This window comes from Flavobacterium sp. TSSA_36 (assembly GCF_051547165.1).
In the GTDB taxonomy this organism is placed as follows: Bacteria; Bacteroidota; Bacteroidia; order Flavobacteriales; family Flavobacteriaceae; genus Flavobacterium.
Genome location: NZ_JBPTTP010000005.1, coordinates 123,682 through 140,785 on the forward strand (window position 1 = coordinate 123,682; position 17,104 = coordinate 140,785).

At 35.1% G+C, this 17,104-nt stretch carries 16 protein-coding genes; 2 read left to right on the forward strand and 14 right to left on the reverse strand.

The window, feature by feature from the left end; translation table 11 throughout:
• Positions 1 to 76 precede the first annotated feature (76 nt).
• Both ACSVH7_RS11175 and ACSVH7_RS11180 read left to right on the forward strand, forming a co-directional pair.
• A complete protein-coding gene (locus ACSVH7_RS11175; protein ID WP_438066781.1) occupies positions 77 to 1,993 on the forward strand; it encodes a DUF294 nucleotidyltransferase-like domain-containing protein in 1,917 nt (638 codons plus the stop codon).
• A gap of 1 nt (position 1,994) precedes the next feature.
• On the forward strand, positions 1,995 to 2,594 hold the full coding sequence (locus ACSVH7_RS11180) for a 3'-5' exonuclease (protein WP_438066782.1): 600 nt from the start codon (positions 1,995 to 1,997) through the stop codon (positions 2,592 to 2,594).
• 37 nt (positions 2,595 to 2,631) lie between these two features.
• Here the strand turns inward: ACSVH7_RS11180 and ACSVH7_RS11185 are convergent, their stop codons facing one another.
• From ACSVH7_RS11185 to ilvD, 14 genes are all read right to left on the reverse strand, one after another.
• Positions 2,632 to 3,123 (reverse strand): 4'-phosphopantetheinyl transferase family protein, encoded by a 492-nt coding sequence (locus ACSVH7_RS11185; protein ID WP_438066783.1) that lies wholly within the window; start codon positions 3,121 to 3,123, stop codon positions 2,632 to 2,634.
• Positions 3,124 to 3,130: 7 nt separating this feature from the next.
• Complete coding sequence (locus ACSVH7_RS11190) at positions 3,131 to 3,391, reverse strand: acyl carrier protein (RefSeq protein ID WP_438066784.1); 261 nt, start codon at positions 3,389 to 3,391, stop codon at positions 3,131 to 3,133.
• A gap of 24 nt (positions 3,392 to 3,415) precedes the next feature.
• Complete coding sequence (locus tag ACSVH7_RS11195; RefSeq protein WP_438066785.1) at positions 3,416 to 4,693, reverse strand: beta-ketoacyl-[acyl-carrier-protein] synthase family protein; 1,278 nt, start codon at positions 4,691 to 4,693, stop codon at positions 3,416 to 3,418.
• 37 nt (positions 4,694 to 4,730) lie between these two features.
• Positions 4,731 to 5,159 carry a 3-hydroxyacyl-ACP dehydratase FabZ family protein gene (locus ACSVH7_RS11200; RefSeq protein WP_438066786.1) on the reverse strand — a complete coding sequence of 143 codons (429 nt, stop codon included), beginning with the start codon at positions 5,157 to 5,159 and terminating at the stop codon, positions 4,731 to 4,733.
• 3 nt (positions 5,160 to 5,162) lie between these two features.
• Entirely contained in the window at positions 5,163 to 6,215 is a 1,053-nt protein-coding gene (locus ACSVH7_RS11205; RefSeq protein WP_438066787.1) for a type III polyketide synthase, read from the reverse strand.
• The gene (locus ACSVH7_RS11210; RefSeq protein ID WP_438066788.1) at positions 6,212 to 6,931 is read right to left on the reverse strand and encodes a methyltransferase domain-containing protein; all 720 of its coding nucleotides are present in this window, start codon (positions 6,929 to 6,931) and stop codon (positions 6,212 to 6,214) included. The genes ACSVH7_RS11205 and ACSVH7_RS11210 overlap by 4 nt, the downstream gene beginning before the upstream one ends.
• Positions 6,932 to 8,050: an NAD(P)/FAD-dependent oxidoreductase gene (locus ACSVH7_RS11215; RefSeq protein WP_438066789.1), complete on the reverse strand. Its 1,119-nt coding sequence runs from the start codon at positions 8,048 to 8,050 to the stop codon at positions 6,932 to 6,934. It lies immediately after the preceding gene.
• 419 nt (positions 8,051 to 8,469) lie between these two features.
• Positions 8,470 to 8,760, reverse strand: a complete 291-nt coding sequence (locus ACSVH7_RS11220; RefSeq protein ID WP_438066790.1) for a type II toxin-antitoxin system RelE/ParE family toxin — start codon at positions 8,758 to 8,760, stop codon at positions 8,470 to 8,472.
• Positions 8,761 to 9,006: a hypothetical protein gene (locus tag ACSVH7_RS11225; protein ID WP_438066791.1), complete on the reverse strand. Its 246-nt coding sequence runs from the start codon at positions 9,004 to 9,006 to the stop codon at positions 8,761 to 8,763.
• A gap of 357 nt (positions 9,007 to 9,363) precedes the next feature.
• Positions 9,364 to 11,271 carry an acetate--CoA ligase gene (gene acs, locus ACSVH7_RS11230; RefSeq protein ID WP_438066792.1) on the reverse strand — a complete coding sequence of 636 codons (1,908 nt, stop codon included), beginning with the start codon at positions 11,269 to 11,271 and terminating at the stop codon, positions 9,364 to 9,366.
• A 342-nt stretch (positions 11,272 to 11,613) separates the two neighbouring features.
• Positions 11,614 to 13,083 carry a ketol-acid reductoisomerase gene (gene ilvC, locus ACSVH7_RS11235; protein WP_438066793.1) on the reverse strand — a complete coding sequence of 490 codons (1,470 nt, stop codon included), beginning with the start codon at positions 13,081 to 13,083 and terminating at the stop codon, positions 11,614 to 11,616.
• Between the two features lie 49 nt (positions 13,084 to 13,132).
• Entirely contained in the window at positions 13,133 to 13,651 is a 519-nt protein-coding gene (gene ilvN / locus ACSVH7_RS11240; protein ID WP_438066794.1) for an acetolactate synthase small subunit, read from the reverse strand.
• Between the two features lie 5 nt (positions 13,652 to 13,656).
• Positions 13,657 to 15,351, reverse strand: a complete 1,695-nt coding sequence (ilvB, locus tag ACSVH7_RS11245) for a biosynthetic-type acetolactate synthase large subunit (protein WP_438066795.1) — start codon at positions 15,349 to 15,351, stop codon at positions 13,657 to 13,659.
• A gap of 44 nt (positions 15,352 to 15,395) precedes the next feature.
• On the reverse strand, positions 15,396 to 17,069 hold the full coding sequence (gene ilvD, locus ACSVH7_RS11250; protein ID WP_438066796.1) for a dihydroxy-acid dehydratase: 1,674 nt from the start codon (positions 17,067 to 17,069) through the stop codon (positions 15,396 to 15,398).
• Between the last annotated feature and the right edge of the window lie 35 nt (positions 17,070 to 17,104).

The following is a 17,104-nucleotide window of genomic DNA, read 5'->3' on the forward strand; positions in this document are numbered from 1 at the left end:
ATTATTAAGATATTTGTAAATCAACAAGTTATGTCTTTTTTTTCTTAATTTTAATTTTTTATAAACCACTTTTTCTATGAATACAGTAGCTGAGCGTATTGCAGATTTCCTAAAAGAATATCCACCTTTTGACAATTTATCTTTTGGAGAACTAGCAGAAATTGCCTCAAACATCAGAGTACTTAATTTAGAGAAGCATCAAACCTTGTTTCAAATCAATGATGTGCTACATGAATGTTTTTATGTAGTAGCTTCCGGCACGATTAATTTATCTGTTATTTCAGATGCAGAGGAAACACTTTTGCATAAATGCCTTCAAGGAGAAATTTTTGGTTTGAGACCTTTTTTTGCTAAAAACAATTATATGATGACTTCCAAAGCAAGAGAAGAAAGCATCATATACGCTATACCTATTGCTACTTTTAGACCTTTTGTATCAAACAATTCCTTGGTCTTAAATTTTTTATTAGAAAGTTTTGCAGCTACCTCAAAGTTTTCCAATAATTCCGATTCAAATAGTGGTAGAATCATTTCTGATAATGTTTTTTTACCTGAGCAGCAATCTGAAGTTCAGTATTTTCAATCGCTCACCTATAATACTTCTCCATTAACTACTACGAAAAATACGGTTATTAAGGATATTGCTAAATTGATGACAGAAGAAGTCGTAAATAACGTTTTAATATGTGAAGCTAATTTCCCAATTGGTATTGTAACCGATCAAGACATGCGTTCAAAAGTGGCAACCGGAAGGTATTTAATCACTGATACAGTGGATAAAATAATGGATTCTCCTGTGATTACAGTTGTTGAGAGTATATCCTTGGCGGAGGCACAATTGCTAATGTTGAAACATAATGTAACACATCTTTGTGTAACTTTAGACGGAACGGCACAATCGGTAGTAAAGGGAATTATTTCTGAACACGATTTAATCATTGCTCAAGCGAGTAATCCTGGGGTGATGATTAAGGAAATAAAAAGAGCTTTGGCTCCAAAAGAATTAAAACAAATTCGGGAACGCGTAACAGATTTGGTTCAAAATGCTATTTACAAAAATATACCACTTTATCATGTAGCTAATATTGCTAGTGAAATCAATTTGGCAATTATTAAGCGAAGCGTAGAGTTATCTATTTTAGATATGGGCTCCCCTCCTGCCCGTTTTGCTTGGTTTAGCATTGGGAGTCAGGGACGGAAAGAGCAATTACTATTTACTGATCAAGATTCTATATTGATTTTTGAGGATGTACCAGCCGATCAATACAGGGATGTAAAAGATTATTTTATAAAATTAGCCAAACGAACAACTGCTACTTTAGAGCGAGTTGGCTACCCATTGTGTCCGCAAAATCATATAGCTAGTAATTTGCAATGGTGTAAATCCTTATCAGATTGGGTTAAGCAATACAACAGTTGGATGAATACCCCTGGAGAAAACAGTAGTGATATGAGTAGTATTTTCTTTGACTATGAATTGGTCTTTGGAGATGATAAACTTGAAGAAGCTATTGGTAATATCGTGGTACAGAATGCTAAAAATAATAGTTTATTTTATGATTTTCTGGGGAATAATGTATTGAAAAATAATGCACCTTTGACTTTCTTTAAAAAATTTATCACAGAAGAAGACGCTGTAAATAAAAATAAATTTGATTTAAAAACACGAGCATTAATGCCATTGATAGACGGAGCTCGCTTATTTTCCTTATTTTATAATTTAAAGGGAATTAACAATACCTATCTTCGTTTCAAACAATTAGCAATTGTTGATGCTAATAATCAAGAGATTTACTTAAATTGTGCGGATGCTTTTATTACTTTATCCAAATTTAGAACCATTGAAGGATTGAAAAATGATGATACAGGACAATTCATAGCAATTAATGATCTACCTAAATTAGAAAAAGAGAAATTAAAGGCAGCATTAGCGCCGATGAAAGATTTAGAAGAACTAATCAAAGGAAAGTTTAAACTCACACAATTTTCATAATATGCTCGATTGGCTAAAAAATATAAATAAAGACTACCCCGATTTTTGGAAAAACTATTTGGAAAAATTTGAAACCAAACCTAACCAAATCATTGTTTTTTCCACTGAAACCTCAGGTATGAATCCAACAAAAGATGTAATCTTGTCAATTGGGTCGTTTGTCATTGAGGAAGATAGTATTTCGATTAATAAAAGTTTTGAAGCTGTTTTGTTGCAATATAAATATTTTCATGATAACGGTTTGCCTAACGAGTTTATCGTTGAGAGTAAAATGAAAAAACTTGTCGAGATTGATGCTATTCAAATGTTTGTGGACTTCATTGGAAATTCCATTCTAATTGGTCATCATGTTGATTTTGATGTTGAGATGATTAATGCGGCATTAGAAAAGATAGATTGTGGAAGACTGAAAAATCAAGCTTTAGATGTAGATGTAATGTATCGTAAAATCAATGATATTACTGATAAACAGTTTTCTTTAGACGAATTGTGCTCGCTTCACAAAATACCCAAAAGCGACAGGCATTCCTCCTCTGAAGATGCATTTAGAATTGCATTACTTTTCTTAAAACTAAAAAATAAATTAGATTTGAAGTTTTAAAATGACTTAAAAGCACAAAATCTACCGAGTTAAAAAACTACGATTCCAAAAAAATTCCGTTCCAAAATCGACCGTGATGCGTGATTGAAGCGGGATTTTTTGTTTTAGTACTGGGATGAATCCAATAGGGAATTCCATTTTCTTTGCTAATTGTAGCTTCAGGCGATATGACTTGAATTTTGGAAAAAAGTGCACTATCACAAACCGCTATTGTATATATTTTACTCTCTTGTATTTCGGTATGAGTAGTATAGATTTTGTTTTTGATGGTAACGGTGCCTTCGAAAGTATCGTTAAGCATACATGAAAAATCCAACGGATTAAAGGAACGAATTTGTGTTTGGCGATTAAAAATTTTATACGCCGCTTCTTTTCTAGTCCATAAATTCCAAACCATTAGTTCTGGATTTTCTGCAGCCCAAATCAGTTGCTGTTCGTGAGGCAAAAAAAGTTTTTCTAAAAAACCTTTTCGTTCCCAAGCACTTTGCCAACGTGCTAAGTCCAAATCTACTACATCATTTCCTATCATCGAGTAGCTAGGATTCGTTCAACTTGTTTTCAATAATTTTTAAAGCGGCTTTTACGGTAAGCATTCGCTCCATCGAGGTATTATCAATTACGATTTCGTATTTCTCTTCTATATCCAAAACGATATCTACCAAATTAGCAGAATTGATTTGTAAATCTTTAATGAAATCGGTCTCTTCACTGAGTGTTTCAAGAGCTTCAGGACTTTGAATATAGGGCTTAATGATTTGTTTAAGCTCCTCGATTTTGGTGTTTTGATCTGTGTTCATATACAATCTTTAAGGTGAATAAATTTAAGTAGTACTCCATTTTTTAAAAACAATACAGGCATTTACATCTCCAAATCCAAAACTTGCCTTAGCAATATACTGCATTTTTTTAGTAAGTGCAAGTTGAGGAATTCGACTCGCAGATATCCAATCTAAAACTTCGGGGTTCAGATCCTCACAATTTAGGTTGGGAAAAATAAAATCATGATGGAGTTGTAAAACTGTAGCCACACACTCAATGCTACCTGCAGCCGACAAACAGTGTCCTACCATGGACTTCAAGGAATTGATATACGGAAAATCATCTCCTTTTAGGTTTAGTGCTTGGCACCAATTTTCAATTTCAAAAGCATCTTTGGCAGTAGCAGTCAAGTGTCCGTTAATCGCATCTACATCAGCAGCAGTAATTCCAGCATTAAGAAGCGCATCTGTAATGCATTTTTGCACTGCAATTCCATTAGGAGCCGTCATAGAACCCTGTGCTCTTTGTCCACCCGAATTGCAATTGCCTCCCAAAATTTCACCATAAATAGTGGCTCCACGTTCTAGGGCTGTTTCCAAGTCTTCGATAACTAATGCTCCTGCTCCGCTGCTAGGCACAAAACCCGAAGCTGATGCTGACAATGGTCTTGAGCCATTTTCTGGGGTATCATTATATTTAAAAGTACAGACTTTCATCGCGTCAAATCCTCCCCAAATATAAGGACCTGAATCGCTGGTACTCCCAACAAGCATTCTTTTGGACAAACCAGATTGTATGCGTTCGAATCCCATCAAAATGCTTTCTACACCAGTAGTGCAAGCCGAAGAGTTAGTACTAACTTGATTACCTAAACCCAATTTTCCACCGAGATAAGCGCTAACACCACTGTTCATGGTTTGTGCGACGGCAGTACTTCCCAACCGACGGGTTTGCAAGTCGTCTATTTTATATATGCTCTCTCTAAATTTTTCAATACCAGAAGTGCCCGTACCAAAGATTGTACCGCTGTCCCAATCGGGAACATCATTCATTTCTATAGTTAAACCTGCATTTTTCCATGCTTCCATCCCAGCGATAACGCCATATAAAATTCCTGTAGCCTTAAAATTACGCAGCTCTAAAGCGGTAAAATAGTCAAGCGCTAGTTCCTCAGAAATTGTAGGTTTGCCAGAAATCTGACATGAAAAGTCTAGACGTGCTAACTCGGGATCGTGTTGTATTCCTGAAACTCCATTTTGGATGGCTTTGGTAAAAGTGGGTATTCCTACTCCATTGGGAGCTACCACTCCTAAACCAGTAATCACTACTCTTTTTCTCATTTTAGCTTTAGCATTAAAGATTATAAAAGCGCTACTATTATTTCATCATACCAGAAATAAAACCTTTGCAAACGGTTTCATTCTTTTGATTTTCCATCCAAACTTTGCATTTTAATTTCCCAAAACGAAAATACATTTTTTCTGAAAAAACTTTTACAGTTTCATTTGGAAAAACAGGTTTTAAAAAATCAATTTCACTTGATGTTAAGGCAATTATACTATCTTTAGTGAAGTTATTATTTAAAATAAAAATACCTAAGCATACAACCCCAATTTGTGCCATTGTTTCTGTTAAAATCACTCCAGGAGTTACCGGATGATCTACAAAATGGCCTTTGTAAAATGCTAAGTCTTCATGATAATGATAAGTACCTATTACACCATTTTCATCTATTTTATCAATAGCATCAACAAACAAAAAAGGCTCCGCATAAGGTAATTTTGCTATGATTTCTTCGTTCTTCATCCTTTAAAATTGTAATAAAACACGTTGTGCCGAAAAACCAGGGCCAAAACTCAACATCAATCCTTTCGTTCCTTTGGATGGTTTTTTATTCATAATTGCTTCCAAAACATAAAGTACTGTTGCGCTTGACATGTTTCCGTATAAACGCAAAACTGCTTTGGTTTCTTCAATATCTTTGCCTAAACCTTCGAAAAGCGTTTCCACTGTTTGAATGATTTTTTTTCCGCCGGGATGAAAAATCAAATAATCCATATCTGAAATAGACAATTGGTGTTTTGCTAAAAATGGATGAATAATTGCTGGAAAATGATTGGCGATAGTCTCCGGAACGGCACTATCAAGCACCATTTGTAAACCTGAATTAGTCAATTCAAATCCCATCATATCAATTGCATCATAAAAATGATACATTTCTTCGCCAATGATTTCGGGGCCTTCATCTAAATCATTGGACGAAAGCAATACACAAGCCGCACCGTCTCCAAAAATAGCGGCACTCACAATATTAGCCATAGAAAAATCATCCAATTGAAAAGTTGCCGTTGGACTTTCGACTGCAATAACCGCAGCTCTTTTTCCAGGATTGGCTTTCAGGAAATTTTTTGCGTAAATAATACCCGAAATTCCAGCGGCACAACCCATTTCGGTTACAGGCAAGCGAACCACATCTTGACGTAATTTCAAGCTATTGATCAAATAAGCGTCAAGTGATGGAATCATAATTCCTGTGCAACTTACTGTAATTATGAAATCAATATCGGGTGCTTTCCATTCGGCTTGGAGCAATGCTTTTTGCAATACTTTCTCTCCTAATGTGATGACTTCACGGACATAAATAGCATTTCGTTCTGCTAAAGAAGTCTTTGTAAACACCTCGATTGGATCCATGATAGAATAGCGCTTATCGACAGCGGCTCCTTCGAATATTTTTTTGACTTTTCGAATAAAACGCTCGTCTTGACCTTCGAGCCAAGCATCCAAAAAAGGAATAATTTCTTCGGTAGCCTTTGAATAATTAGGCAATTGTTTGGCTACGGTACAAATTTTTACACTCATAATTTTGAAATTATCCATTGGTATCTAAATGCCCACCTCCAACGAATGGACCACTTATTAAAATTCATTTGATTTGAAAAAAGAATCAATTCTTCTTTGGTAAAACCTCTTAAAATAGAGATCAATCCGTCTTCACGCGACATCGTATTGAGATGAAAAACAAAACACAACAGCTGGAATAATCGATACGCTAAGCCGCTTCGTTGCAAATCATTGATAACTATTCCTAATCGTGAATTTCTATACAACAACGGCAGTAAATATTCGATTTCCTCGTTTTTAAAATGATGTAAAGTCAAGGTACACAAAAATAAATCTGCTTTTATTTCTTGAAATGAAGACTCAAATATATCCTCACACCGAAATGAAATATTTTCGTAATCAGCAGACAATTGCTTTGCATGATTCACTGTAAATCCATTAGCATCAATCCCAATTAATTCGAATACTAAATCCGATTTTTTTGCATATTGAGCTAAGGTACGCAACATGTCGCCATTTCCGCAGCCAATATCTACAATTGTGATTATTTCATTGTGAGAGGCATTATGAAGTAATTGTTCTACTCCATCGAGCGTAACTTTATTTCCACCTAAAAGTTGATTGATAGAAGCGATTTTGTCTAAAGCTTCTCTAAGTTCTTCTCCTTCAAGAGAAAAATCATCCATAATTTCAGGTGAAGTAGTTCTGTATTTTGTGGGGACTCTAAAATTCATTTACGAAATGGGTGTACCATGAGTACGTTTGATGATTTGTTTAATAATAAAAGGAAAAAGAACGGTTATTTGCAGCAGTAATATAGTAAGAATAGGTTGTTCCAAAATAGCACTCAAAGTTCTCCCCATACGCAATCGTGCTTTGAAATTGGTGTCCCAATTTTTGGTATAGATCTGTTCTAAGGTTGCTCTACTTCTTTTATGCTGAAGAAAATCAATACTCAATTCAGAAGCTATTTTGGCACTATGAATCGCCATCGCCATTCCGTTACCACACAAAGGATGAATGAGTCCAGCCGTATCGCCTATCATCAACATGTGAGTTAAAACAGGTTCTTTTTTTTCAAATGAAATTTGACTAATCGTTAATGATTTGTCAAAAACAGGAATTGAATTTTCTAAAATGTGACTTAATTTTTGATTTTTGAATAGAACGGCTTTTTGAAAATCTTCTATATTTTTAAACCGTTTGAACGCTTTATAATTGGTAATATAACATATATTTATCCGATCATTTTCTACTTTTGAAACACCACAATATCCGCCTTTAAAATGATACAAACCTACCACATCATCTGGATAATTGCCTTTATAGTGATTTTTGACTGCTAACCAAGGGGATGTTTTTTTTATAAACGTTCTGTGCAAATAATGGTCTAAATTGGCTCTTTTGCCAAAGGCGCCTAAAACAATTTTGGCTTTATATTGTACCTGATCTTGTGTCGTCACGATGAATTGATTCTCTTCAAAAACACATGTTGCTACGGTGTTTTTTATTATGTTGCATCCACTTTCAATCGCTTTTTGGCACAACATAAAATCAAGTGCGTAGCGACTAATACCAAAACCACCTAAAGGTAATTTTTGATGCAAACTTACTCCGTATAAAGTTGAAAATTCTAATTGTGTAATCGAAGTTGGAGCTGCTTTTTGAATTGGAATTCCTAAAGATTCTAGATAAGGCTTGACTTCATTAGAAATATATTCTCCACACACTTTGTGTTTGGGATAGTCGTTTTTTTCGATAACAACAACAGCAATTCCCTTTTGTGATAAGTGAATTCCGGCAGTTAATCCTGCTAAACCTCCCCCAATTATTACAACTTCTGTGTTTACCATATGGGTAAATTTAATCAAATGTTTTCGAATGCAATGGCTTATACAATTTTATATAAAAAAAATGCATTATCTATTGAATAAAGTCGATGTGAGTTGTCAATGGCGTGATCCTGATGCATCGCGCTCAATGTCATTAAGTTAAGGAAAAGTCAATCATTTTATTGCTGATTTTTTTTAGCGCTATTTGATTTAAGATTGGTAAACCACTGAAAACAAGTAGTTTTTATTGAAAACCACGAAAATCTAAAAACTCTTAACTTAATGAGATTGGTATCGCACTAGCCGTTGAACTTATCTCTACTTGCGCCAGCGGTGGGAGGACAAGGAAGCCGCTTTATTTCTTTGCTATACATTTCATAAAACTTCTTCTGGAACTTGATTTTGAACATAAAAAAAGGAACATTTCTGCTCCTTTGATTTTATTCTTTTTGAGTATTCGGATTTTGTCTAGTATCAAAAATTCTAGCAATAAATATAATTCCTTCTTCCTCAATGTAAAGTAATTTATAGTGTCTTACAATGATTCTTCTAAACTCAGGCTCCATCTCATCCCTTTGGTATTGTTCTGCAAAATGGAGTTCTTTAGTTGCTTGCCATATTTCATCTTTTATGGCTTTTGCACCTTGAAGAGATTTTACTTTGTAATTTTCATAAATCGCTTTTAACTGTGTTTTGGCTGTATTTGTCCAAACCTTTTTTAATTCACCCATTTACCAGTTATTCAATTCTTTTTCTAAATCTTCCTGCGAAGTATATTCGCCTCTTTTTATTTCTGCTTTTGCTTCTTGAAGCTCTTCTTTGTAGGTCCTTCTAGTCAATGGTTCTCCATCAATTGTATGAGCCACAATGTCATTCTCCTGATAACTTTCTATAACTGCTTTAACGACTTTCAAAAGACGTTCATCAGCCATATTTATGTATTCTAAAACACTATCTCTCAATTCTAAAGCTCCCATAATCGTATTGATTTTAATATCCCAAAGGTAATTGTTTTTGTCTCATTTTTTTATTCTATCGAATGAAACTAGTAATCATTTCGTGTAAACTTTCTAAATTATCTTGTTTGTAACGCTCGATAGAATTTATATATCGGTGTCCTGCAAGGTATATGTTTTTAGGTAAGTTGTGCCTTTTAAGCCCGTTTATAATTACCCTATTTCGGATTTTGATAACTGTAATTAATGAGTTTCAAATCTTCTGCTATCTTTATAATCACATTGTTAATACCAGTATTTCTGTAGATTGAAGTTTTTCTCTTCCTATAATAAGATGCCTATTTACACTTAATCTAACTTAGATTTAAAACGTACTAATTACAATCTATTGTTCTTAATTTCATCAACAATCTCAGGATTAAGAAGTGTTGAAGTATCTCCGAAATTAGAGAAATCGCCTTCTGCAATCTTACGTAAAATACGTCGCATGATTTTTCCTGAGCGTGTTTTTGGTAAGCCTGTTACAAACTGAATTTTATCTAATTTTGCAATTGGACCAATATGATCAGTGATGATTTGGTTGATTTCTTTGATTAAGTTTTCTCTGTCTCTTGATTCACCCGTTTCTTTCAAAATAACATAACCATATAAGGCATTTCCTTTGATTTCGTGAGGAAAACCTACAATAGCTGATTCAGCCACAGCCGGATGTTCATTGATGGCATCTTCTATTGGAGCAGTTCCTAAATTATGTCCAGAAACAATCACCACATCATCCACGCGCCCTGTGATTCTGTAATAGCCTACTTCATCACGTAATGCTCCATCTCCAGTAAAAAATTTACCAGGAAAGGACGAAAAATAGGTATCAATATAACGTTGGTGATCACCCCAAATCGTTCTGGCAATACCAGGCCAAGGAAATTTGATACATAAACTTCCTACGGCTTGATTTCCGTCAATTTCATTGCCTTTTTCATCCATTAACGATGGTTGTATGCCCGGTAAAGGTAACGTAGCATAAGTCGGTTTTGTAGGAGTTACAAAAGAAATTGGGGCAATCATTATTCCTCCAGTCTCAGTTTGCCACCAAGTATCTACGATTGGACAACGTTTGTCTCCCACATGGTCATTAAACCAATGCCACGCCTCTTCATTAATAGGTTCACCTACAGAGCCAATTACTTTTAACGATTTTAAAGGAAATCGCTGTACATAGTCAAGACTTTCTTTGGCTAAAGAACGTATGGCCGTTGGGGCAGTGTAAAATTGTGTGATTTTATGCTTTTCGATAATTTCCCAAAAACGGCTAAAATCAGGATAAGAAGGAATACCTTCAAAAATAACGGTTGTTCCACCATTTAGCAACGGACCATATAATGAATAAGAATGTCCTGTAATCCATCCTAAATCAGCGGTACACCAAAAGATATCATTTTCATCATGATTGAATACATTTTTATAGGTATAAGAAGTGTACACCATATAGCCTGCAGTGGTATGTACCATTCCCTTTGGTTTTCCTGTTGAACCTGAGGTATATAATATGAATAAAGGATCTTCCGCGTCCATTATTTCGGCCACATTGTTATCAGAGGCTTGATCTAATAAAGGTTGTAACCATTGATCACGACCTGGTTTCATGCTGATTTCTGTGTGCGTTCTTTTAGCAACCATGACCCCTTGTACTGAGGGACAAGTTAGTAAGGCTTCATCAATAATCCCTTTTAGATCTATAGTTTTATTGCCTCTAAAGCCACCATCTGCAGTAATAACCATTTTACATGCACTATCATTTATTCTGGAGGCGACTGCCGAAGATGAAAATCCTGCAAAAATCACCGAATGAATAGCTCCAATTCTTGCGCAAGCCAAAATAGCAATGGCCAATTCGGGAATCATAGGTAAATAGATGCAAACTCTATCTCCTTTTTCTATTCCCTGCTCTCTTAGCACATTAGCCATTTTGCAAACACTTTGATGTAGCTCGTTGTAAGTAATATGTTGTGCTACTTGTTCAGGATTGTTAGGTTCAAAAATAATAGCTGTTTTGCTACCTCTTTTTGCCAAATGTCTATCAATGCAGTTTTTGGTGATGTTTACTTTTGCCTCGGTGAACCATTTTACTTCTGCAGTGGCCATATTAAAATCGACAACTTTATCCCAATATTGATACCATGTAAAATTTTCTTCGGCAATTTTTCCCCAAAATTTTCTTGGCTCACGTACCGATTTATTATAGTGTTTAAAATATTGTTCTAAATTTTCGATTTTAAAATAACTCATTTTTTTTTCAATTTTATATGGTATTCAAATATAGTAAAACCTTTTTTGAAGTTTACAATCTAAAATATAATATTTATTAAATGATTCTTATTTTTTATGTTAAATAAAAAAAGAGAGGCACTTTTGAAATGCATCTCTTTTTAATATAAAATCTTACATAAAGAGAGTAAACTCTTTACTGTGAATTACATTCACTTAACTTCAAAACGAAGTTAAGTGAATCTGAAGATATCAAATCGCTTGGCCCATTTTAAAATTTTATAACTAATTCAAGCTAAAAATAGGAGAATATTGAGAAGATAAAGGATCAGCACACACTCCTTGTGTGGTAATTACATTTTGTTATCCAATTTTTTTCATGGCGGTCATTGATTCACGCAACCAAGCACCAACTTCTTCAATTGGATGTTGACGAATGCTTGCATTTACAGCAATCAAAACGGCATTATCTACTCCATTTGAAGTTGTAAAAGGTTTTCCGATCACATTCGTATCAATGGCTTTCATGAAGTCAATTAATAAAGGTTTGCATGCGTGATCAAACAAATAACAGCCATATTCAGCAGTATCTGAAATGATTCGGTTCATTTCATATAATTTTTTTCTAGCAACAGTATTAGCAATTAATGGTAATTCGTGCAAGGATTCATAGTATGCAGATTCTTCAATAATTCCAGATTCTGTCATAGTTTCAAAAGCTAATTCTACTCCTGCTTTTACCATCGCTATCATAAGAATACCATTATCAAAATACTCTTGTTCCGAGATAGGGGCTTCCGTAGGGGCTGTTTTTTCAAAATTAGTTTCGGCAGTAGCTGCTCTCCATGATAACAAATTGATATCATCATTTGCCCAATCAATCATCATGTTTTTAGAAAACTCACCTGAAATAATATCATCCATATGTTTTTGAAACAACGGACGCATAATGTCTTTTAGTTCGTCTGCTAATTCATAAGCTTCGATTTTTGAAGGGTTATTTAATCGATCCATCATATTGGTAATTCCGCCATGTTTCAAAGCTTCGGTAATCGTTTCCCATCCGTACTGAATTAATTTAGAAGCATATCCTGGCTCAATTCCATTCTCGACCATTTTATCAAAACATAAAATAGAACCTGTTTGTAACATACCACACAAAATGGTTTGTTCTCCCATTAAATCTGATTTAACTTCGGCTACAAATGATGATTTTAATACTCCAGCTCTATGTCCTCCGGTGGCAACTGCATAAGCTTTAGCTTGTTCTAAACCTTCACCATTTGGATCATTTTCAGGGTGAACCGCAATTAATGTTGGTACACCAAAACCTCTTTTATATTCTTCACGAACTTCAGAGCCTGGGCATTTTGGAGCACACATGATTACGGTAATATCTTTTCTGATTTGCATACCTTCCTCAACAATGTTAAATCCGTGAGAATAAGCCAAAGTTGCTCCTTCTTTCATCAAAGGCATAATCGCTGAAACTACGGCAGTATGTTGTTTGTCAGGAGTTAAATTGCATACTAAATCGGCCGAAGGAATTAATTCTTCATAAGTACCTACTGTAAAACCGTTGTCAGCCGCATTGGTATAAGAAGCTCTTTTTTGCGCAATAGCTTCCGCACGTAACGCATAGGAAATGTCTAAGCCTGAATCTCTCATGTTTAAACCTTGATTTAAACCTTGAGCTCCACAACCAACGATGACTACTTTTTTACCTGCAAGAGCTGTAACTCCATTTGAGAATTCTGATTGATCCATGAATTCGCATACGCCCAATTGTTCTAACTGTAATCTTAGTGGTAATGAATTGAAATAATTTGCCATTTTTTGTGTTATTTAAATGATTTTGTATTAATGTTATTACTATTCTTGATTAAAAATTTTCTAAAATGGCTGAAATTTCCATTTTTGATTTTGAAATTGAAATTCTTCCGGAGCGTACAAATTGCATGATTCCAAAAGGTTTTAATTTAGCATACAAATCTTCAATTTCAGTTCGTTTACCTGATTTTGAAATCACAAAGAAATCTCTCGAAACGGTGACAATTTCTGAATTGCTTTCTTTGATGATATTTTGAATTTGTCTTTCATCAAAAAGTAAGCTAGAATCGATTTTGAAAATAGCACTTTCCAAGAAAATAGTTTCTTCGTCAATGTGATAAAAAGCCTTGATAACTTCTATTTGTTTTTCAATTTGACCTACTATATTTTGTACCCATTTCTCGGTAGTATTTACTACAATTACGAATCGGGAAACATTTTCTATTTCAGATTCGGATACATTTAAGCTCAAAATATTGATATGTCGTTTCAAGAAAATACCCGAAATACGATTTAATAATCCCACGTTGTTTTCTGAATATACAGAAATTGTAAATGTTTTATTTTCCATAATTTTTAACTTAATCGGATATCAGACACAGATGCTCCTGTAGGAATCATCGGAAACACGTTGTTTTCTTTTTCTACCATTACTTCAAGGAAATAAGCCTCTTCAGAAGCCAGCATTTCGGCCACAGCGGCATCCAATTCTTCTCTTTTGGTTACTTTTTTGGCTTTGATGTAATACCCTTCTGCAATAGCAATAAAATTAGGATTAATCATTTCTGTTGAAGCATAGCGTTTGTCAAAAAACAATTGTTGCCATTGTCTTACCATTCCTAAGAATTCGTTGTTGAGTACTACAATTTTGACAGGAACTCTTGTTTGAAAAATAGTGCCTAATTCCTGAATCGTCATTTGAAAACCACCGTCACCAATAATGGCAACCACCTCTCTGTCAGGACGTCCCATTTTGGCACCAATTGCTGCTGGTAAAGCAAACCCCATCGTACCTAATCCACCAGAAGTGATGTTGCTTTTGGATTGGTTAAACTTGGAATATCTACAGGTAAACATTTGATGTTGTCCTACATCCGAAACCATAATTGCATCTCCTTTAGAGTGTTTATTAATCATTTCGATAGTTTCCCCCATAGAAATTCCACCTTCTTTAGGTGTGAGTTCATCTTGTATCACTTTTTCAAATTCAATGGTATATTTTTCTTTGAATTCGTTATGCCAAGCTTCGTGTGATTTAGCTTCTACCAAAGGTAAAAGTGCCGCTAATGATTCTTTTACATCACCCAAAACTGCAATTTCTGTTTTGACATTTTTATCTACTTCCGCTGGATCAATTTCAAAATGAATAACCTTAGCTTGTTTGGCATAAGTAGCTAAATTTCCGGTGACACGATCGTCAAAACGCATCCCAATCGCAATTAATACATCGCATTCATTGGTTAATACATTAGGGCCATAATTGCCATGCATTCCTAGCATTCCTACATTTAAAGGATGGTCTGTTGGCAAAGCCGAAAGTCCCAAAATTGTCCAAGCAGCAGGAATTCCTGTTTTCTCTATAAGTGCTTTTAGTAAATCTTCCGCTTGACCAAGAATAACACCTTGACCAAAAACAATATAAGGTTTTTTAGCTGCATTGATTAATGTTGCCGCTTCTTGTACTTTATTAAGATCCAAAATTGGTTTTGGAAAATAACTACGAACGCCTTTACACTTTGAATAACTAAAATCAAGCTCATCAAACTGCGCATTTTTAGTGATATCAATAAGCACAGGACCAGGACGTCCAGATCTAGCGATATAAAAGGCTTTCGCAATAATTTCAGGGATTTCATGCGCTTCGGTAACTTGATAATTCCATTTAGTTACGGGAGTTGAAATTCCAATAATATCTGTTTCTTGAAAGGCATCAGAACCTAATAAGTGCTTCCCTACTTGGCCTGTAATACACACCATTGGAGTAGAATCTATTTGTGCATCGGCAATTCCTGTGACCAAATTAGTTGCTCCTGGACCGGAAGTCGCTATAGCTACCCCTACTTTTCCTGTAGCTCTTGCGTATCCTTGAGCAGCATGAGTGGCTCCCTGTTCGTGACGCACTAATACATGATGTAATTGATCTTGAAATTTATATAATTCATCATAAACAGGCATTATAGCACCTCCTGGATATCCATAGACAATGTCTACTCCTTCTTCTAAAAGGCATCTAATAATTGCTTCTGCTCCTGTAATTTTTTTTGTTACCATTGGTATTTATTTTGAAATGAAATCAATTTCATTTTTTAAACTTCTTATTTATCGGTTACACATCCTGTAGATGCACTAGAAACGGATCGGGCGTATTTAAGTAATACTCCTTTTGTGGCTTTTAATGGGGGTTGCACCCAATTGGCTTTTCTGACTGCAAGTTCTTCTTCCGGGATTTTTAAATTAATGGTATTATTCACTGCATCAATACTAATTAAATCGCCATCTTTCACTAAAGCAATGGTTCCACCTTCGTAAGCCTCAGGGGTAATATGTCCTACTACAAAACCATGAGAACCGCCTGAGAATCTACCATCAGTGATTAAGGCAACTGATTTTCCTAAGCCTGCTCCCATTATGGCCGATGTTGGTTTCAGCATTTCAGGCATACCAGGGCCTCCTTTGGGACCACAATACCTAATGACGACCACATTACCCGGTTGTATTTTTCCTTCTTTTAATCCCGGAATTACTTCAAATTCGCTTTCAAAAACAACTGCAGTTCCTTCAAAATATTCCCCTTCATTTCCACTAATTTTTGCGATACAACCTTCCTCAGCAAGATTTCCGTATAAAACCTGTATATTACCTGTTGGTTTAAGTGCTTTATGTATTTCATAAACTACTTCCTGTCCGTCATTCAAATCAGGAAGTTCGGCTAAATTTTCAGCGACTGTTTTACCTGTTACGGTTAAACAATCCCCGTGAATATAACCTTCTTTCAATAAATATTTCATTACTGCTGGAATTCCGCCAACAGCATGTAAATCTTCCATCATGTATTTTCCACTGGGTTTTAAATCAGCTAATACGGGTGTTTTGTCATTTATTTTTTGAAAATCATCTAAAGTAATCTCAATATCTACGGCATGCGCCATGGCAATTAAGTGCATTACAGCATTTGTTGATCCGCCCAAAACTGCCACAATAGTGATGGCATTTTCAAAAGCCTTGCGCGTCATGATATCTCTTGGTTTGATATCTTTTTCTAATAAAACTCTGATCGCTTTTCCGACATTATTACATTCTTCTCTTTTTTCAACACTTAAAGCAGGATTAGAAGAACTATAAGGTAAGCTCATTCCGAGAGCTTCAATTGCTGAAGACATGGTATTGGCAGTATACATCCCACCACAAGCGCCTGGTCCTGGGCAGGAATTTTTTACAACCCCCTTAAAATCTTCATCTGAAATAGTATTATTGAATTTTTTTCCCAATGCTTCAAAAGAAGAAACAATATTCAATGATTCTCCTTTCCATGTTCCAGAATGGATAGTTCCTCCATAAACCATAATCGATGGACGATTGACTCTTCCCATAGCAATAAGAGCACCTGGCATATTCTTATCACAACCCGGTACTGCAATCATTCCATCATACCATTGCGCCCCCATAACCGTTTCAATTGAATCTGCAATCACATCTCTGGAAACTAATGAAAAACGCATTCCTTCTGTGCCGTTAGAAATGCCATCACTTACACCTACTGTATTAAAAATCAATCCAACCAAATCAGCAGACCAAACACTACTTTTGATGTCTTTTGCTAAATCATTTAGGTGCATGTTGCAAGTATTGCCATCATATCCCATACTCACTATTCCTACTTGTGCTTTATTTAGATCTTCTTCAGTTAATCCAATTCCATACAACATTGCTTGTGCGGCAGGTTGTGTTTCATCTTGTGTAATTGTTTTACTGTATTTATTTAATTCCATTTTGTTTTTAATTTTAATTGTAAGAATAAAAAAAC